Source organism: Streptomyces orinoci, assembly GCF_003121295.1.
GTDB classification, from domain to species: Bacteria; Actinomycetota; Actinomycetes; order Streptomycetales; family Streptomycetaceae; genus Streptomyces; species Streptomyces orinoci.
On record NZ_PHNC01000038.1, the window covers coordinates 15,023 to 32,781 of the forward strand.

Here is a 17,759-nt window from a genome sequence, read left to right on the forward strand (position 1 = left end):
GCGGGGTTCCTCCGGGTTGCTTCACGACATTGATGCTTGAGGCCATCAAGCAACTGGGCAAAGCTAGCCGCAGATACTTCAGGTAGTCAAGTTAATGATTTAGGCGTTCAAGCTCTTGAGTAGACTGAAGCCATGACGGCCAGCAGCACTGTGACCAAGGCCCGGCTCCTGGAGCTGGTGGCCACCCTCGGCACCGCCCAGTGGCAGGACTTCGCGGCCGCCGCCGCCCGCCATGGCCTGACCTCGGTGCAGGCCAAGCTGCTGGCCCAGCTCAAGGGCCCGGTGCCGATGCGCGGCCTGGCCGAGCTGCTGGTCTGTGACGCCTCCAATGTCACCGGCATCGTGGACCGGCTGGAGGCCCGCGGCCTGGTCCGCCGGGAGACCGACCCCGCCGACCGCCGGGTGAAGAATGTGGTGGCCACCGAGGAGGGCCGGCGGACCATCGAGCGGGTACGGGCCGAGATGCAGGCCACCCACAGCGCGCTGGACGCGCTCACCGAGGAGGAGCGGGCCACCCTCTACACCCTGCTGGAGCGGCTCCGACCGGGCCTGGAGCACCGCGCCTGACATTCCGCCAGGCCTCGGTAGGGTGACCGGATGCCAGCCGAGACTCCATACACCGTCCCCCTCGCCCCCGGCGTCAGCGCCTATGTCCAGCCCGACGGCGGCTGGTGTCTGAACAACGCCGGATTCATCACCGACGGCAACCGCACCCTGCTGATCGACACCGCCGCCACCCTCCCCCGGGCCCGGGCCCTGCGGGAGGCGGTGCTGGCGGCCGGTGCCCCGGCGCCCTCCCTGGTGGTCAACACCCATCACCACGGCGACCACACCTATGGCAACTGCCTCTTCGCCCCCGAGGCCACCATCATCGGCCATCACGCCTGCCGGGAGCAGACCATCGCCGCCGGCCGCCAACTGCACGCGGTCTGGCCGGAGGTGGAGTACGGCGCGGTGGACATCACCCCGCCGACGCTGACCTACTCCGACACCCTCACCCTCCAGATCGGGGACATCGAGGTGCGGTTGATCCACCCCGGCCCCGCGCACACCGTCGGCGACACCATCGTCTGGCTGCCGGAGCAGCGGGTGGTCTTCACCGGCGACCTCGTCTTCAACGGGGGCACCCCGTTCATCATGATGGGTTCGCTGGACGGATCCCTGCGGGCCCTGGAGCGGCTGCGGGAACTGGACGCCCGGGTGGTGGTCCCCGGGCATGGCGCGGTCACCGACGCCGGGGCGTTCGACACCGTGGAGGGCTACCTCCGCCTTCTGCACCGGCTCGCCCGTACGGCGCGCGCCGAGGGCCGCACGCCCCTGGAGGCCGCCCGCGCCGCCGACCTCGGCGAGTACGCCCAACTCCAGGAGAGCGAACGACTGGTGGGCAATCTGCATGGCGTCTACGCGGCGCTGGACGGCGTACCGGTGGATCTGGCCGCCGCCTTCGCGGATATGTCGGCGCTCGCGGGACGCCCGGTGGCCTGCCACGCCTGAGCGTACGGGCGCCGGCGCACGGGCCGGGGAGTACTTGGCCTCAGCGCGCGCCCCGGGGCGTACGAGCGTGACCACCCGCCCCCGCTAAGGCCGCAGCGCCCGCAGCAGCAAGTCCGCCAGATGATCGGCCACTTGGCGCGGGGTGAGACTGCCGTCCGGGCGGTACCAGCTGCTGAGGTGGTGGACCGAACCGAAGTGGTAGTCCACCACCAGGTCCGCCGGGGTGGCCGAGGAGAACACCCCGGTGCGCTGCCCCTCCTCGATCAGCGCCCGGAACCGTTCGTGGTAGCGCCGCCGTTCGGCCCGTACCTGTTTGCGCTTCTCCGGGCCGAGTTGGTGCATCGAGCGGAAGAAGATCTTGGTGTCATCGAGGTTCTCGATGCTGGTGACCACCACATCCGCGGCCGCGTCCCGTAGCCGCCGCTCCACCGGGGCGTCGGCCTCGGCGAAGGCGTCCAGCCGCTCCTGCTGAAGCCGCAGCACCCGCGCATACACCTCGTGCAACAGGTCGTCCTTGGACCCGAAGTAGTGGTACAGCGCCCCCTTGGTGACCCCGGCCGCCGCCACGATCTCCTGTACGGAGGTGCGGTCGTACCCCTGGTCGGCGAAAAGCCGGGTCGCGGCGGCCAACAGCCGCCGCGGCACGGGTCTTTGCCGGCATCCCGTCGTTCCCGGTCCCGTCGTTCCCGGTCCCGTCGCTCCCGATTCCGTCGTTCCGGCCGTCTCGCCCCTCGTCATGGCCCCACCCCTCCACTCGTCCATGGCACCGCGTCCGGCACACGGCCCCCTTGCAGGATCTTGCCAGCTGCCCTGCCACCAGGGCGGGTTGACCCCGCGGCGGGTCCTGGGACCACGCCCCCGGGCCATGGTTCCGGCCACCCGGAAGAAGGCTGGACACGCCCCCTTGACGGCAGGACCATGCGCTTCACAGGAGCACAACCGGAGGGTCGCCATGACGGACATCGGCGTACAGCCGTACTGGGAGCTGGCCTTCGACAAGGACGGGCACATCGATCCGCGCGGGCGGGACGCGCTGCTGCGCGGCGCCGTCGAGCGGGACCTCACCGATCTGGTGGTCTTCTCGCACGGCTGGAACAACGACCACCGCACCGCGACCACCCTCTACACCGCCTTCTTCGCCCCCTTCCCCGCCCTGCTCTCGCACGCCACCGCCGGAGTGCGCGTCGGCTGCACCGGGGTGCTCTGGCCCTCGATGCGGTTCACCGACGAACCGGTTCCGGCCTTCCCGGCCCAGAGCGTGGCCGGCCCCGGACCCGGCCTCTCCCCGGAGACCCGGCAGGCCCTGGCCATGGTCTTCCCCGGCCAGGAGGCCGTGCTCGACCGGATCACCGGCCTGCTCCGCACCCGGCCGCAACAGCCCGCGGCACTGGCGGAGTTCCTGACCCTGGTCCGCACCCTGACCGGCGGCACCCCGCAGGGCGTCCAGGACACCGAGTGCGACCCGTTGGAAGCGGCCGTGTTCCGCCAGGATCCCGCGGCCGTCTGTGAACGCCTGGCCGACGCCCTGGAAGCCACCGGCGCCTCGGTGGCCGAGCTGTTCGGCGGTCTGGGGAGCCGGGTGTGGGGCGGCGCACTGGAGGCCCTGCGGCAGGCCACCTACTGGGAGATGAAGCGCCGCGCGGGAGTGGTGGGACGCCAGGGGCTGGGCCCGGCGCTCAACACCCTGGCCCGCGCAATCCCCGCCCTGCGCATCCACCTCGCGGGCCACAGCTTCGGGGCCCGGCTGGTCTCCTTCGCCCTGCCCGCCCTGGCACCCGGAAATGACTCCATACGCTCGGTCACCCTGCTGCAAGCCGCCTTCTCCCACTATGCATTCACCCCCCGCCTGCCCTTCGCCCCGGACCGCGCCGGAGTGCTCAGCGGGTCCCCGGACCGGGTGCGCGGCCCCCTGGTGTGCTGCCACTCCCGGCACGATCTGGCGCTGGCCGTTCTCTACCCGGTGGTCTCCGACCTGGCCGACGAGGACTCCTCGCTGCTGGTGCCCGACCAGGCGCGCTGGGGGGCGCTGGGCCATGACGGCATCCGCGCCCTGGACGGCTGCCGGGACACCGGCATGGGCGGCGCACTGCCCGGCACCGGCTGTGTGAATGTCGATGTCTCCGATGTGGTGCGGCATGGCGGGCCGCCCGCCGGGGCGCACAGCGATATCTGCCACCCGGAGCTCGCCCGGCTGATCCTGGCCGCCGGAGGGCTTGTGGGCTGAGTCTCCGTGCGCCCGGCGCACGACTACCCCGCCCGGACCGGGGGATCCGAATGGCGATGGCTTACGTCACTTCGATGTCGGTCCGAGTCCGCGTCGCCGGAGGTGGGATGCAGTGGCAGGTTTCAGAGCTCTCGCACGAGAGGTTCGCAATCCAGGGAATACCATCGCTCTGCGACGGACATGCCTGCGCAAGTGCCTGGAGCGCTTCGCCCCCTACGGACACCGGGCGACCTGGCAACACCTGTGCGCCCGGGCCGGTCTGAACCCCGAGGACCGCTCCCCCGACCCGGCCCGGCTGATGGCGGCCCTGGCCGAGCTGGAGGAGGCCCGGGAGGTGTGGCTGGCGTACGAGGCCGCCTATGCGGGGCGGCGCAGGCGGGAGAAGGGCGATGGCATCCGCCAGACCAGTCCGGTGGACGACTGGCACCGCAACACCTGGGGCGGCTGTGACATTGTGCCCTGTGCCAGCCCGGCCCTTCAGCCGGCCGAGCCGCTGGCCGAGGTGCTGCGGAGGGTGATCGCCGCCATGGAGGCACCGCCGGGCGACAGTTGCCCGGTCTGTGCGCAACGGCACATCGAATGGCGCACCGACCTGGAGCGCTACCCGCTGCAGGGGCCGGTGTGCGTGGACTGTGGGATCGTGGTGCCGCCGGCTGTACTCACCCCCGGCGCGCTGTCCCTGGCCCGGCGGCGCGCGGTGGAGGCCCGCTACGCCGTGGCCTGACGAGAGGCGGGCGGGTTCCGGGCCGTACCCCGCCCTTGAACCCGCCCTTGTTTCCCATGACTTGCCGGTTGCGGCCTACAGCTCCACTACGACGGTGCCCAGATGGTCGCCCCGGATCACCTCCAGCAGTGCGGTCACCGCGCGCTCCAGGCCCTGGACGCGCACCAGGGGAAAGACCATCTCGCCGGAGCGCAGCCAGCCGCCGAACCGCCGCAGCCACTCGGGGTGTCCGGTGGCGAAGTCGTCATCGGCGCTGTATCCCCGCATGGTGATCTTCTTCAGCAGGAGCTGGAAGGAGTCCAGCTCCACCGGGCAGGTCCGTCCGGCCCCATCCGGCGCCAACTGTCCGGAGAGCGCCCCCACCAGAACGAAACGCGCCCCCTCGCGGGCGGCGGTGACCGCACAACGCAGCTGCTCGCCGCCGGCGTTGTCCAGGAAGACATCGATCCCCCGGGCGCCGCCGTGGCCAGCTGCTCTGCCAGCGGCTCGGCGGCGCCGCGCACCACGGCCGCGTCATAGCCCAGCTCCGCCACCAGTGCCGCCGCCTTGCGCGGTGAGCCGGTGATGCCGATCACCCGCCCGGCGCCCAGCAGCCGGGCGATCTACCCGATGGCGCCCCGGGTGAGCGCGGCATAGGCGGTCCAGCCGTGCCCCAGCCGGGCCCCCGGGTCCGGCAGGTCCTCCGGCGGCAGCGGTACGCACCGCTCGGGGCCGAGCACGGCGTACTCGCGCCAGCCCAGGAAGTGCGAGACCAGCTCGCCGGGGCGCAGCCCGCTGTCCTCCGGGGCCGAGACCACCTCGCCAATGGCCTCCTCGGCCAGGGTGTCGCCCGGCCGCAGGGCCGGGAAGGGCACGCCCGGGACGTCCTCGGCGCCCTGGGCGATCATCATCCGCAGCGAGGCGGACACCCGGAAGTACCGGTTGCGCACCAGCACCTGCCCGGCCTCCGGCACCGGCAACGGCCGCCGCACCAGCTCGAAATGCTCGGGGCCGGGCAGGCCCTCGGGACGTACGGCCAGCCTGATCTCATGGCAGACGGCGGGAAGCCGGGACATCGGATGCTCCTGGGTCGAGGATCGATCGGACGGTGCCGACCCTCCGCCCCGTCAAACGGGCCGGTTGCCTAGTGCCGTTGGGGCGTTAACGCCCCAACGGCCGCCCGGTTATCCGGAGATCACTTCCACAGCTGGTAGTCGCCGTAATTGCAGGAGTGCATATAGACCTTGTTGTTGCCATCGGCATCGAGGCATTCCTGGGTGGCCTTGTTCTGCAGCACCCAGCCGTGACCGGTGTTGATCTCCTTCCAGCGCTGGTAGTCGTTACCGGTGCACTTCTCGACATAGGCATCGTGGTCCGTATAGCCCGCCAGGCAATAGCCGGGAACCTCACGGAGCTGTTCCAGCCAGGTGCCGTCGCCCTGGTTGATGTCATGCCACTTGGTGTCGCCGAACCAGCACGGGTAGAGGCCCACATCGTTCCACCCGGAGTGGTGGTTCCACATTCCGCCGAGGCAACCGCCGCCGTGCTGGTGGTCCCACTGGACGTCGGAGTCCGCATGGGCGGCGGTGGCCGTGGCCGCCAGTACGGCCGGGACGAGCAGCGCGGCCTTGAGCACGCTCCTGAGCTTCGGTCCGGACAAAACAAATCCCCCGTTTTCATTGCGATATCGGCCGCCGTCACCGACGGCGTTTTGGTATTGCGTTTCAGCTGAGCCGTGAACCGGTTCCCCGGCCCCCGAAGATGTCATCGGGATTGGACAGCGCGCATTTGGCCAGCGACAGGCAGCCACAGCCGATGCAGTCGTCCAAATGGTCACGCAGCCGCTCCAGCCGGCTGATCCGCTCATTGAGTTCGCTCCGCCACAGCTCCGACAGCCGGGCCCAGTCCTCCCGGTTGGGCGTCCGTTCCTCCGGAAGCTGTGCCAGGGCCTCGCGGATGGTGGCCAGCGGAATACCCACCCGCTGCGCGGCCCGGATAAAGGCCACCCGGCGCAGCGCGTCCCGGTGGAAGCGGCGCTGGTTTCCGGCGGTGCGGCGGCTGTTGATCAGTCCCTTGGCCTCGTAGAAGTGCAGGGCGGACACGGCGGTGCCACTGCGGGCGGCAAGCTGGCCCACGGTGAGTTCTTGGACATCGTTGGTAATCTGCGGCACGGTTGAAGACTTTACGTCACCTTGGTTATTGAGGGTTGGACGATCGTGGGAGGCAACTGATGGCGGAGCCCCGGATCTTCACCTCGCCGGACGGTCTGAAGGCCGCCGTGGGCGAGAAGTTCGGCCCCGGCGACTGGCTGCCGGTGGACCAGGACGAGGTGCAGCTGACCCAAGTGGTCACCGTGGAACGGGAGGGCGGCGACAAGCCGGTCTGTGTCGCCGAGTCCCTCTCCCGCTACCTCTGGTGAACCGGCCGGGGGCCATGGCCGGACGCCGTTGGGGCGGCGTCCTGGCGAGACCCTACGCAGGGGTTGAGGGGGGCGGACAGCGTGCTTGGCCTCCTGTGTCAGGTCAGCGCTTCCGCTGCTGCTCCGCGCAGCCGGCCATCCGCAGCACCAACTCCGCGTAGAACTCCCCGATCTCCTCCGGGGTGCGCTTGCCGTCCTCGCGGAACCAGCGGGCCACATCGACGCAGAGGGAAAGCACGGCCACGGTGGTGCCCCGTACATCCGGGACGCTGAACTGCCCCTCGGCCACGCCCGCTTCCAGGATGGAGCGCAGGGTGGCGTCGGTGGCCCGGCGCAGTTCCATGATCTCGGCGTGGTGGTCCTCGCCCAGGGCGCCCAGTTCGTACTGCACCACCCGGGCGGTGGTGTGGTGTTCGGCGTGCCAGCGGACGAAGTCGCGCACCGCCCGGGCCAGCCGCTGGGCCGGGGTGCCGGCGCTGTCGCGGGCCCGGCGCAGCAGCTCCAGGGCGAGCCGGTGGCCAACGGAGCTGATGCGGTAGAGGAGTTCTTCCTTGGTGCGGTAGTGGATATAGAGCGCCGCGGGGCTCATCCCGGCCCGGCCGGCGATGTCCCGGGTGGTGGTGGCGTGATAGCCGCGTTCCGCGAACGCCTGCACACCGGCGGTCAGCAGGCGCCTCGCGGCGTCCGGTGTGACCTCGGCCCACTCCTCGGATCCCATACCTGGCTCCCCTCCCGGGCGGCCACCCTACCCGGGTCCGGCGGGCGGGGTTCGGTCCGCGGTGCGGGCGGGCATGATCCGGGCAAGAACGCCCAGGTAAGGACACCAGGCTAGGGGGGCCTTATGCCACGTACCGGAATGCTGCGCGCCGGATGGGCGCGCCGCCGCCGTACCGTGCCCGGATCGCTGACCACCGCCGCCACCGCCCTCACCGCGATCGTCGCCCTCTACACCGTGCTGGTCGCCTTCGGGAACATCACCGACTTCGATACCAACCGGCAGTTCGTCCGCCATGTCCTGGCGATGGACACCACCTTTCGCAGTGACCATCTGATGTGGCGGGCCATCACCTCCCATGCGCTCCAGGATCTGGCCTATCTGGCCATCATCGCCTGGGAGGTGCTGACCGCGGCCGTCCTGGTCACCGGCACCGTGTACTGGCTGCGCGGCCCGGCCCTACGCCAACGGGCGTGCCGGGTGAGCACGTTGGGGCTGGTGCTGTTTCTGCTGCTGTTCGGCATGGGCTTTATCGCCATCGGCGGTGAGTGGTTCGCCATGTGGCAGTCGGCGAAGTGGAACGGGCTCCAGGCGGCGGAGCGCAATTTCCTGGTGGCCGGTCTGGCATTGATTGTGGTCAACCTGCCCCATCCTCAAGGCTGACCGGGTCCGGGCCGTCCGCGACAGGGAGCGGTGGCGGAGCGGATAGTTCCAGGGCGTGGTGACTCCACCCACGCGTAAACGCGCGGGCTTCCTGCATCGGTGGCTAAGCCGCCGCGCAGAGGGCCAGCCCGGCCCTGTTGAGGACGTTCATGGCGCCGATGTGGTCCGCGTTCGCCGCGAAACCGCACGCCGTGCATTCGAACTTCGCTTGGGTGGCGCGGTTCTCCTTCGCGACATGCCCGCAGTCGGGGCACGTGCGGGAGGTGTTGCGCGCGTCCACCGGGACGACCAGGCGACCGGCACTCTCAGCCTTGTTCGCCAGGATTCCGAGGAACTGCGCCCAACCCGCATCGAGGATGCTGCGGTTGAGTCCGGCCTTCGCGGCAGCACCGTTGGGCAGGAAGCTGCTGGGCTGCTCAGGGTCGGCCTTGGGTGCGGGGCTCTTGGTCATACCCGCCGTGTTGAGCCGCTCGTGCGCGATGACGTCGTGGCCGGTGACCAGTGCGCGGGCGGCCTTGTGGTGGAAGTCGGCGCGCTGCCGCCGGATCTTGCCGTACAGCTTGGCGACCTTCCGGGCGGCGGCCCGGTGACGCTTGGTGCGCTGCCGCGTCCGCTTCGGGAACGTTGCCAGGTGCCGCTGCGCTTCGGCCAGCTCGTCGGCCATCGCTTGAAGGAAGCGCGGGCTGGCGAGGTGTTCGCCGTTGGAGGTGGTCAGGAAGTGCGCGACGCCCATGTCGATACCGACGATCGCCCCGGTGGGCGGCAGTTCCCCGACGGGCACGTTGTCGCAGGACAGGACGATGTACCAGCGGTTGCCCTCACGCTTCACCGAGATCGTCTTGACGCGGCCCTGCACGGGCCGGTGCTGGTGCACGCGGATATGCCCGACACCTTGCAGACGGACGCGGGGCTGCGTGTCGTGGGGGGTGGAGTCCCAGCGGCAGCCGTCGCCGTCCTTGGGGAAGGTGACGGTGTCGAAGTGCCCGACGCCCTTGAATCGCGGATAGCCCGGCGTCTGTCCGGCTTTGACACGGTGGAAGAACGCCTGGAACGCCTTGTCCAGGCGGCGCAGGGTGGCTTGCTGGGAGGAGAACGACCAGCGGCCCTGCCGCTCGGGGTCGAACGCGCGGATCTCCTTGAGCTGGGCGGACTGGTCGCCGTAGCGGACGCTGGTCTTCGAGGTGTGCCGGTAGGCGTCCCTGCGCTCTTGCAGCGCGCCGTTGTAGAGGGAGCAGTGGTCCCGCAGCATCTCGCCGAGTGCGGACCTCTGACGGGCCGTGGGGCGCAGGAGGAACTTGTACGCGCGGATCACGAGCCGTCCCCCTTCTTCCCAGGGCGTTCCCACTGGGTGTTGATGTACTTCTCGACCGTGGCCGCCGGCACGGCGCCGGCCGAGGCCGCGAAGTACGACGACGACCACAGCGTGGGCATCCGCGACTTCAGGTGCGGGAACTCCTCGCGCAGTACGCGGGAGGTGAAGCCCTTGAACTGGTTCGCCACGTACGAGGCCGACGACTTCGGGTCGTGTTTCACGGACAGATGCACATGGTCGGGCATCACCTCAAGGGCGATGATCTCCCACCCGCGTTCGTCTGCCTTCTGCCGGATCAGTTCGTCCAGTCGTTCCGCGACCCGGCCGTCAAGGACCGGACGGCGGTACTTCGGGCACCACACGACGTGGAGCCCGAGGTCGTACACGCCGCCGGAGAATCGGCGAACCTTCCTGGTCACGGTCACACGATCACTATACACGCGCCGCATGTCTAATTGCGACAGAGAAGTGGGCTCAGGTGAACAGTGCGGATCCATGCACCCAGTTGAGGTCAGAGCAGGGATCAGAAGCCATTCCCCACCCCGCTAAAGCGGGGCGCCCCCTGGCTAGGTCCTGATGGCGGCCACCACCCCAATGGGCTCCTGGCAGACAAGGGAGGTGCCGATCCGCTCCTCGAAGGCGAACTCGGCGGCCAGTTCGGCATAGGAGCGCGTCACCGCCACCGGCAGACCGGCCTGCACCCGCCGGGAGAAGCCGATGGGCGCGCCCAGTTCGGCGGTGATGGTGGCGGCCATCTCCTCCTGGCGATCGGCGAGTTGGCCGGCCAGCGCGGCCAGCAGTTCGGCCCGCCGGGCCGGGGCGGTGGCCGACCAGCCGGGCAGGGCGGCCCGCGCGGCCCGTACCGCGGCGTCCACCTCCTCGGCCCCGCCGGCCGGAACGGTGCCGATCACCTGCTCGTCGGCGGGGTTGACCACCTCGATCGTGCCGGTGGCGGCGCCCGGCCGCCAGTCGCCGTCGATGAACATCCCGTCGTGCGCGATCACAACAAACCGCTCCCTCGCTGTGCCGTACAGGTATCCGATCAACCTAGCCCCGGTGCCCCGGCCCCGCCAGGGGACCCGGGACCGACCCGTTGACGCCACCGCGCAAGGAATCCTACGGTCATCCATAGGAATCCAGCGGCGGCGGGAGACAAACGATGACCGGCATGGACCACGAGCAGGCACGCAAAACGGCGGAAAGCCTGGCCTACGCGTCCGGCTTCGGCAACGAGCACAGCAGCGAGGCCGTCCCCGGCGCGCTGCCGCAGGGGCGCAACTCGCCCCAGCGGGCGCCCCTGGGGCTCTACGCGGAACAGCTCAGCGGCAGCGCCTTCACCGAGCCCCGGCACAACAACCGCAGGTCCTGGCTGTATCGCATCCGGCCCTCGGCGGCGCACCCGCCGTTCACCCGGATCGACAACGGCGCCCTGCGCGGCGCACCCTTCACCGAGACCGTCCATGACCCCAACCGGCTGCGCTGGAACCCGCTGCCCGAGCCCCCGGAGGGCACCGACTTCCTGGCCGGGCTGTGGACCCTGGGCGGCAATGGCGATGCCGCCCAGCGCACCGGAATGGCCGTCCACCTCTATGCCGCCAACTCCTCCATGCGCGACCGGGTGTTCGGCGACTCCGACGGTGAACTGCTGATCGTCCCCCAGGCCGGCGGGCTGCTGCTGCGCACCGAACTGGGCCTGCTGCGCGCCGAACCGGGCCAGGTGGCGCTGATCCCGCGCGGGGTGCGCTTCCGGGTGGAGCTGCTGGACCCCCTGGTCCGCGGCTATGTCTGCGAGAACTACGGCCAGCCCTTTGTGCTGCCCGACCTGGGCCCGATCGGGGCCAACGGCCTGGCGAATCCCCGGGACTTCCTGGCTCCGGTGGCCGCCTATGAGGAGACCGAGGGCCCGGTGGAGGTGGTCAACAAGTACTGCGGCAACCTCTGGTCGGCCACCTATGACCACTCCCCGCTGGATGTGGTGGCCTGGCATGGCAACCATGTGCCCTATGTCTACGATCTGCGCCGGTTCAATGTGCTGGGCACCATCAGCTATGACCACCCGGACCCGTCCATCTTCACCGTGCTCACCTCGCCCTCGGACACCCCGGGCCTGGCGGGTGTGGACTTTGTGGTGTTCGCCCCGCGCTGGCTGGTGGGCGAGGACACCTTCCGGCCGCCGTACTTCCACCGCAATGTGATGAGCGAGTACATGGGCCTGATCGAGGGCGCCTATGACGCCAAGGCCGAGGGCTTTGTCCCGGGCGGCGGCTCGCTGCACAACATGATGTCGGCACACGGCCCGGACCGGGAGACCTTCGACAAGGCCAGCGCGGCCGAGCTCAAGCCGCAGAAGGTGGACGACGGGCTTGCCTTTATGTTCGAGACCCGCTGGCCCATCGCCCTCACCCCGCACGCCGCCCGCGCCGAGCACCTGCAGCGGGGCTATGACGGGGTGTGGCAGGGTCTGGAGCGCCACTTCGCGTCCTAGGGAGCCCAGTTGACCGCCTTCGCCCCCGACTCCCTGACCCTCAACCGCAAACTGCCGCTGTGGTACCAGGTGTCACAGTCCTTGCGTGCGTCCATACTCGGGCGCCGGCCGGACGACTCACTGCGCCTGCCCACCGAGGAGGCGCTGGCGGAGCACTACGGGGTCAGCGTGCTGACGATGCGCCAGGCACTCAAGGAGCTGGAGGCGGAGGGGCTGATCACCCGGCACCGCAGAAGGGGCACCTTTATCGAGCCGAGCGCCCGGCGCACCTCACCGGTGCGGCTGCTCGGCTCGGTGGACACCATTGTGGCCCAGCAGTCCGGCGAGCACACCACCGTCCTGGGGCATGGCCCGGCCCCGGTGCCCGCCGAACTGGCCGAGCACTTCCCGGATCTGACCGAGGCGGTCGCCTTCCGCAGACTGCGCTCGGAGGAGGGCTCCGGCGAGCCCACCAACTGGGCCGAGAACCTGGTACGTCCCGAACTGGCCGCACACATCCGGCCGGCCGACCTCGCCCGCTGGCCGATGACCAAGGTGCTGCGCGATGTGGTGGGGGTGCGCATCAGCCGGATCACGGACACCGTGGAGGCGAGGCTGGCCGACCCGGAGACCGTCCGGCTGCTCCAAGTACCGCTGCTCAGCCCGATCCTGCACTACACGGGCATCACCTATGACGAGGACGGCCGGGTGGTGGACGTCGCCCGTATCCGCTACCGAGGTGACCGTTTCTCCTTCACGGTCACCCTGGACGCGCACTGAGCGAATCCGCCGGCAGGGGTGCGGGAGTGGTGCCTGGTACGGGTGGACCGGGGTTTAGGAGCGGCCGCCGAACAGCGAGCGGCGCAGCCGACGCAGCGGAGCGAACAGCGAGACCCGCGCGGTGCCACGGGACTCCGTGCGGGCGTGGTCACGCGTGGTGAGCTCGCGCATCAGCGTGGTGGCGCCCTCCACCTCGCGCTGTGGCAGCGCGGGGCCGCCGAGCACCGCCAGATGACGGTCCAGGCGCGCGCTGGAGGCGCTGCTCCCGTAGTTGATGGCAGGCACTCGCGGCCTGCTGCGCATTGCTATCTGTTCCATGAGACTCCCCACCCGTACGAGGCACCCGGCCAAGGCAGGGTAACCCTATCGCCCCATCGCGTCACCCGCGCATCGGCGGGTCGGATTCACCACCCCGTCAAGGGTGTTGACGCCAATGGCGCGAACCGGCCGTACCCGGGCATCAGTTGAGTCGGACAATAGGGTACGAAGGCGGTGGCAATCACGCTCCGTTGCGGTACATTCACCCGGAATCGCTCTCTCGGGGGGAGGGGTGCTTGCATGAGCGGCGCCTTCGACGGCGGGCGGGTGCTGGCGGGCCGTTACCGGCTGCGCGACCAACTGGGCCGGGGCGGCATGGGCGTGGTATGGCGCGCCTGGGACGAGATTCTGGGCCGCGAGGTGGCGGTCAAGGAGGTAAGGGCGCCGGCCGGACTGCCGGAAGGTGAAGTGCGGCTGCTGTACGCGCGCCTGGAGCGCGAGGCGCGCGCCGCGGCCCGTATCTCCCATCGCAATGTGGTCACCGTGCACGATGTGGTAAGTGAGGACGGCCGGCCCTGGATTGTGATGGAACTGGTGCGGGGCATGTCCTTCGCCGACCTCCTGGAGGCCGAGGGACCGGTCGGCCCCGTCCGGGCCGCCCATGTCGGCGTGGAGGTGCTGGCCGCGCTGCGCGCAGCGCACGCGGTGGGGGTGCTGCACCGGGATGTCAAGCCCGCCAATGTCCTGATGGCGAGCAACGGCCGGGTGGTGCTCACCGACTTCGGCATCGCCGTGGTGGAGGGCAATGCCGCCCTGACCGTCACCGGCCAGCTGGTGGGCTCCCCCGAGTTCCTCGCCCCGGAGCGGGTGCTGGGCCGCCCGCCGGGCCCGGAGTCGGACCTGTGGTCGCTGGGGGTGACGCTCTACGCGGCCGTGGAGGGCCACTCCCCGTTCCGCCAGGACACCCCGTTGAGCACCCTGCGGGCCGTGGTGGACCAGGAGCTGCCGCCCCCGTCCCGGGCCGGGGCGCTGGCCCCCGTCATCGCGGGGCTGCTGCGCAAGGACCCGGCGCGGCGGATGAGCGCGGACGAGGCCGAGCGGATGCTGCACACGGTGGCCGCCGGGGGCACCCCGCACCCGGCCGCCGCCTACACCCCCACCGTCAGCGCGCCCCCGCCGGGCGAGACGGCGGTGCCCGCGGCCCGGGCCGCTCCCCCGCCGCCCGGCCCGGGCGGCACCGGCACCACCGGCGAACAGGGCCGTAACCGGCGGCCGTTGGCCTTTGTGGTGACCGCCGCGGTGCTGGCGCTGCTGGCGATCGCCGCGCTGGCCTGGGCCCTGGCCGACCGGGCCGGTTCGGGCGGCGGCTCCTCGGCGCACGGCGGCGGCAGCAGCACCGGCGAGGACCGGGGAGCGCCGCCGCCCGCCCGGCCCTCGGCCGGGCACACCACCAAGGGCGGCGGCAACCCGGCGCCGCCGCCCTCCGCTTCCCCTTCACCTTCCGGCTACGCGGTTCGGGCCGAGGTGACGCCGGAGCGGGACCACTACTCAGGACCCTGCCCGGTGCCGGACGACCGGGCCCCGTCCTTCACGGCGGCCATCACCGTGGACCGCACCCCGGCCAAGGTGGTCTACCGCTGGATCAGCGGCAGCGGGAAGGTGGCGGACGGCGGGTGGCGGACGGTCTCCCTGGGCGAGTCGGGGGCGGTGAGCGTGCGGTACACGGAGACGGGCCGGGGGGCGGGGGACCCGGGGCACGACTGGATGGCCGTGGAGGTGCGGAGCCCCGGCAAGGTGACGTCCAACCATGTGCGGTTCACGATCACTTGCCGGAGCGCGTCCACGGCCGCGCCCAGCGCCCCCTCCAGTTCTTACTGAGGCGCTCCGTCAGAGTGCGGGGCGTTCGTGGCTGGTCGCGCCCACGTGGCGGAGCCGCATATGAACCCGCCCCGCGCCCCTATGGGGCGCTCACCCCGCCGCTGAGGTGAGTACCGGCAGATACCCTCCCGACTGCCCGGCCGCCGTCGGGTGGTAGGACTCGTCCACCGGCCAGGACACACTGTGCAGCCAGGGGCTGCCGGAACACAGCTCATGACCGGCGAAGGCCGCCGCCACGTCCCCGTAGTCGAAGCCGTGGTCGGCGGCCCGCTTGGCGATCACCGAGTCCAGCAGATCGGCCGCGTCGTTCAGGGCGCGTCTCTTGGTGTCGCTCAGCCCCAGACAGACTCCGCCCAGCCGGTAGAGCCGGGGATAGCCCAGCACCACCACCCGGGCGTCGGGTGCCTTGTCGCCGATGGCGGAGTAGACGTCGTCCAGCCGCCCGGGCAGCTGGTCCTGGATATAGGCGGTGGCCTGGCCGATCCGGTCCAGGCAGGAGCTGTCGCTGCCCAGCACACAGCTCTTCATGGTGTCGCCGAAGCCGGCGTCGTTGCCGCCGATGGTCAGGCTGACCAGCCGGGTGTCCGGACCGAGCGAGCCGATCTGCTGGTCGAGCACATCGCCGGTGCGCGCGCCGGAGCAGGCGACGAAGGCGAAGCCGGAGGGCGCGTGGGCGGCGGCCCAGAGCGCGGGATACGCCCTGGTGCTGCGTTTACAGCTGCCGCTGGCGGAGTCGTAGGAACCGGAGCCCACTCCCGAGGAATAGGAGTCCCCCATGGCCACATAGGCCGGCCCGGAACTCGCCGGGGCGGCCTGGGCGTTGGTGGCGACGCCCAGGGTGACGGTGAGGGTGAGAGCGGCAGCCGATAGAAAACCCGTGATACGGGACAATTGCATGGAAACCTCCCTAGCAGGGTTTCTGCCACCACCGTGGTAGCAGTGACCTCCCCTCTCAGGAAGTGTCCATGTCAAGTTTGCAGGCAGCGGTCACCCCGGTGAGCGTTGGGCGTCACAGAAGAAACACCCATAAGAGCGTTACTGTGTACGGAAGTTGACGACACATCGGAGTGACCTTCCGTTCGCTTGACGGAAACCCTCCGCTTGAGTGCCGGTCCGGCGCGCCGGAGGCTTTTCGCACAGCCTTCACACCTTGACGCGCATCCGCCCATTGCGCGACATTGAAGCCCGGCATCCGGCGCTTCGGGGGGCTAAGTCGCCAATGCAGAGCTTCAGCGATCTCAGTGGACTCAACGGGGGACTCGACAGCGGATTCGACGGCGGACTCGAGGGCATCGACGGCCGGGAGGATCCGGCCGGACCCGCCGGAAGCGGGCAGGGCCGCCGGCCATCAGGGGCGGGAGATTCGCTGCCGGTGGTGGCGGGCGTCGCCATGGCCATCGCCGCGGTGGGCGCCGTCCTGGCGCTGGCCGATATCGGCTTTCCGCTGCGCGCACCCTTCACTCTGTTCTTCCTGCTGGTGGCACCCGCCTGCGCGGTGGCCGCGGCGCTGCGCGGGCTGGACCCGCTGAGCCGGTCGGTGGTGGCCACCGGCGGGGCGGTGGTGGTCGATCTGCTGACCGCCCAGACCATGCTGGCGCTGCACCTGTGGTCAGTCCGGGGTGGGGTGGCCGCCGTGGGCGCGGTCAGTCTGCTGCTCTTTCTGCTGGCCCACGCCCACCGGCAGCTGCGCCGCGGCCGGCGCGGGACCTGCCGGAGCGGGACCTGAGGGCACGGACGTGGACATCCGTGTGCACCGCCCCGGGGAGCTCACGGCGGCCGACCGTGTGGCCTGGGCGGCGCTGCAGGCGCGGGCAGCGGCGGAGGGTTCGCCCCAGCTGGCCAATCCCTTTCTGGCCCCACAGTTCGCGCTGGCGGTCGGCCGCTGCCGGCGCGGAGTACGGATAGCGGTGGTCCGCGAGGAGGGCGCCCCGGTGGCCTTCTTCCCCTACCAGCGCACCGCGTTGGGGGTGGGGCGGGCCGTCGGCCTCGGTGTCTCGGATGCCCAGGGGGTGGTGCACCGGCCCGGATTCCAGTGGGACGCACGGGAGTTGCTGCACTCCTGCGGGCTGTCCATCTGGGAGTTCGACCATCTGGTGGAGGGCCAGAAGCCCTTTGAGGCGGGGGCCACCGGCGCCTTCGCCTCGCCGGTGATGGATGTGGAGCAGGGCTATGACTCCTATCTGGCCGCGCTGCGCCGCCAGTCGCCCAAGTTCACCCGCACCACCCTGGCCAAGGAGCGCAAACTCGCCCGCGAAGTAGGCGAGTTGCGCTATGTGCACGATGAGCGCGACCCGGCCGTACTGGACACCCTGATCGCCTGGAAGTCGGCCCAGTACCGAAGAACCGGGCGCAGCGACCGCTTTGCCCGCCCCTGGATCACCCACCTGGTCACCCAGCTCTTCCACACCCGTGAGGAGTCCTGCCGCGGGCTGCTGTCGGTGCTCTACGCCGGCGGGCGGCCGGTGGCGGCGCACTTCGGGCTGTGTTCGTCCACCGTGCTGTCCTGCTGGTTCCCGGCGTACGACCCGCAGTTCGGCAAGTACTCGCCGGGGCTGGTGCTGCATCTGCGGATGGCCCGGGGGGCCGCCGAGTCCGGGCTGGCGCATCTGGACCTCGGGCGTGGTGACAAGGCGTACAAGGACTCACTCAAGACCCGTGAACTCATCGTCTCCGAAGGGTGGGTGACCAGGCGTCACCCCATAGCGCTCGGCTATCGCGTGCGCCGTGCGCCGGTACGCGCACTGCGCAACACCGTGCTCGCCCGGCCGGCTCTCTTCGAGCCGGCCGACCGGCTGCTCAAGCAGGTGGGACGGCTTCGGCAGAGCGGCTGACCTGCGCGGCCGGCAGAC

21 protein-coding genes and 1 pseudogene are annotated in these 17,759 nt (G+C 70.6%); 11 read left to right on the top strand and 11 right to left on the bottom strand.

The genetic code is table 11. From position 1 onward, the window contains the following. The first annotated feature begins 132 nt into the window (after positions 1 to 132). The gene (locus CV755_RS32430) at positions 133 to 567 is read left to right on the top strand and encodes a MarR family winged helix-turn-helix transcriptional regulator (RefSeq protein ID WP_109284361.1); all 435 of its coding nucleotides are present in this window, start codon (positions 133 to 135) and stop codon (positions 565 to 567) included. A 30-nt stretch (positions 568 to 597) separates the two neighbouring features. Further along, positions 598 to 1,494, top strand: a complete 897-nt coding sequence (locus CV755_RS32435) for an MBL fold metallo-hydrolase (RefSeq protein WP_109284363.1) — start codon at positions 598 to 600, stop codon at positions 1,492 to 1,494. Positions 1,495 to 1,578: 84 nt separating this feature from the next. Here the strand turns inward: CV755_RS32435 and CV755_RS32440 are convergent, their stop codons facing one another. Next, positions 1,579 to 2,232: a TetR/AcrR family transcriptional regulator gene (locus tag CV755_RS32440; protein WP_109284365.1), complete on the bottom strand. Its 654-nt coding sequence runs from the start codon at positions 2,230 to 2,232 to the stop codon at positions 1,579 to 1,581. Between the two features lie 214 nt (positions 2,233 to 2,446). Between CV755_RS32440 and CV755_RS32445 the strand changes: the two genes are divergently transcribed. Together CV755_RS32445 and CV755_RS32450 are read left to right on the top strand one after the other, a co-directional pair. Then, the gene (locus CV755_RS32445) at positions 2,447 to 3,718 is read left to right on the top strand and encodes a serine-threonine protein kinase (RefSeq protein ID WP_109284366.1); all 1,272 of its coding nucleotides are present in this window, start codon (positions 2,447 to 2,449) and stop codon (positions 3,716 to 3,718) included. Positions 3,719 to 3,830: 112 nt separating this feature from the next. Further along, entirely contained in the window at positions 3,831 to 4,442 is a 612-nt protein-coding gene (locus CV755_RS32450) for a hypothetical protein (protein ID WP_109284368.1), read from the top strand. Positions 4,443 to 4,517: 75 nt separating this feature from the next. Here CV755_RS32450 and CV755_RS37295 read toward each other — a convergent pair whose 3' ends face one another. From CV755_RS37295 to soxR, 4 genes are all read right to left on the bottom strand, one after another. Continuing rightward, a complete protein-coding gene (locus CV755_RS37295; RefSeq protein ID WP_422070629.1) occupies positions 4,518 to 4,889 on the bottom strand; it encodes an MDR/zinc-dependent alcohol dehydrogenase-like family protein in 372 nt (123 codons plus the stop codon). Between the two features lie 155 nt (positions 4,890 to 5,044). After that, positions 5,045 to 5,497 carry an MDR/zinc-dependent alcohol dehydrogenase-like family protein gene (locus CV755_RS37005; protein WP_338323732.1) on the bottom strand — a complete coding sequence of 151 codons (453 nt, stop codon included), beginning with the start codon at positions 5,495 to 5,497 and terminating at the stop codon, positions 5,045 to 5,047. Between the two features lie 119 nt (positions 5,498 to 5,616). Next, on the bottom strand, positions 5,617 to 6,081 hold the full coding sequence (locus CV755_RS32460; RefSeq protein ID WP_161968781.1) for an RICIN domain-containing protein: 465 nt from the start codon (positions 6,079 to 6,081) through the stop codon (positions 5,617 to 5,619). A gap of 64 nt (positions 6,082 to 6,145) precedes the next feature. Continuing rightward, a complete protein-coding gene (soxR, locus tag CV755_RS32465) occupies positions 6,146 to 6,592 on the bottom strand; it encodes a redox-sensitive transcriptional activator SoxR (protein WP_109284372.1) in 447 nt (148 codons plus the stop codon). 59 nt (positions 6,593 to 6,651) lie between these two features. Between soxR and CV755_RS32470 the strand changes: the two genes are divergently transcribed. Next, positions 6,652 to 6,840, top strand: coding sequence for a hotdog family protein (locus tag CV755_RS32470; protein WP_109284374.1), 189 nt, complete (start codon positions 6,652 to 6,654; stop codon positions 6,838 to 6,840). A gap of 103 nt (positions 6,841 to 6,943) precedes the next feature. On the opposite strand, the gene CV755_RS32475 is transcribed toward CV755_RS32470, so the two are convergent. Beyond that, a complete protein-coding gene (locus CV755_RS32475; RefSeq protein ID WP_109284376.1) occupies positions 6,944 to 7,558 on the bottom strand; it encodes a TetR/AcrR family transcriptional regulator in 615 nt (204 codons plus the stop codon). Positions 7,559 to 7,681: 123 nt separating this feature from the next. Between CV755_RS32475 and CV755_RS32480 the strand changes: the two genes are divergently transcribed. Beyond that, a complete protein-coding gene (locus CV755_RS32480) occupies positions 7,682 to 8,218 on the top strand; it encodes a DUF2165 domain-containing protein (RefSeq protein WP_422070625.1) in 537 nt (178 codons plus the stop codon). Positions 8,219 to 8,321: 103 nt separating this feature from the next. Here the strand turns inward: CV755_RS32480 and CV755_RS32485 are convergent, their stop codons facing one another. The 3 genes and pseudogenes from CV755_RS32485 to CV755_RS32495 form a co-directional block, all read right to left on the bottom strand. After that, complete coding sequence (locus tag CV755_RS32485) at positions 8,322 to 9,530, bottom strand: RNA-guided endonuclease InsQ/TnpB family protein (RefSeq protein WP_109284379.1); 1,209 nt, start codon at positions 9,528 to 9,530, stop codon at positions 8,322 to 8,324. Further along, positions 9,527 to 9,949, bottom strand: coding sequence for an IS200/IS605 family transposase (gene tnpA / locus CV755_RS32490; protein WP_109284507.1), 423 nt, complete (start codon positions 9,947 to 9,949; stop codon positions 9,527 to 9,529). The genes CV755_RS32485 and tnpA overlap by 4 nt, the downstream gene beginning before the upstream one ends. 156 nt (positions 9,950 to 10,105) lie before the next feature. Next, positions 10,106 to 10,534, bottom strand: a pseudogene (locus tag CV755_RS32495) (aldehyde dehydrogenase family protein); the annotation flags it as partial. Positions 10,535 to 10,689: 155 nt separating this feature from the next. Between CV755_RS32495 and hmgA the strand changes: the two are divergent. Further along, positions 10,690 to 12,015 carry a homogentisate 1,2-dioxygenase gene (gene hmgA / locus CV755_RS32500; RefSeq protein ID WP_109284384.1) on the top strand — a complete coding sequence of 442 codons (1,326 nt, stop codon included), beginning with the start codon at positions 10,690 to 10,692 and terminating at the stop codon, positions 12,013 to 12,015. Between the two features lie 9 nt (positions 12,016 to 12,024). Beyond that, the gene (locus CV755_RS32505; RefSeq protein WP_109284386.1) at positions 12,025 to 12,774 is read left to right on the top strand and encodes a GntR family transcriptional regulator; all 750 of its coding nucleotides are present in this window, start codon (positions 12,025 to 12,027) and stop codon (positions 12,772 to 12,774) included. A gap of 54 nt (positions 12,775 to 12,828) precedes the next feature. On the opposite strand, the gene CV755_RS32510 is transcribed toward CV755_RS32505, so the two are convergent. After that, positions 12,829 to 13,092 (bottom strand): hypothetical protein, encoded by a 264-nt coding sequence (locus CV755_RS32510; protein ID WP_109284388.1) that lies wholly within the window; start codon positions 13,090 to 13,092, stop codon positions 12,829 to 12,831. A gap of 240 nt (positions 13,093 to 13,332) precedes the next feature. Between CV755_RS32510 and CV755_RS32515 the strand changes: the two genes are divergently transcribed. After that, positions 13,333 to 14,910 carry a serine/threonine-protein kinase gene (locus tag CV755_RS32515; protein ID WP_109284390.1) on the top strand — a complete coding sequence of 526 codons (1,578 nt, stop codon included), beginning with the start codon at positions 13,333 to 13,335 and terminating at the stop codon, positions 14,908 to 14,910. Between the two features lie 90 nt (positions 14,911 to 15,000). Here the strand turns inward: CV755_RS32515 and CV755_RS32520 are convergent, their stop codons facing one another. After that, a complete protein-coding gene (locus CV755_RS32520; RefSeq protein WP_109284392.1) occupies positions 15,001 to 15,807 on the bottom strand; it encodes an SGNH/GDSL hydrolase family protein in 807 nt (268 codons plus the stop codon). A gap of 322 nt (positions 15,808 to 16,129) precedes the next feature. On the opposite strand from CV755_RS32520, the gene CV755_RS32525 reads away from it, so the two are divergent. Both CV755_RS32525 and CV755_RS32530 read left to right on the top strand, forming a co-directional pair. Beyond that, complete coding sequence (locus CV755_RS32525; RefSeq protein ID WP_109284509.1) at positions 16,130 to 16,636, top strand: hypothetical protein; 507 nt, start codon at positions 16,130 to 16,132, stop codon at positions 16,634 to 16,636. Between the two features lie 10 nt (positions 16,637 to 16,646). Further along, positions 16,647 to 17,741: a GNAT family N-acetyltransferase gene (locus CV755_RS32530; protein ID WP_109284394.1), complete on the top strand. Its 1,095-nt coding sequence runs from the start codon at positions 16,647 to 16,649 to the stop codon at positions 17,739 to 17,741. Positions 17,742 to 17,759 lie beyond the last annotated feature (18 nt).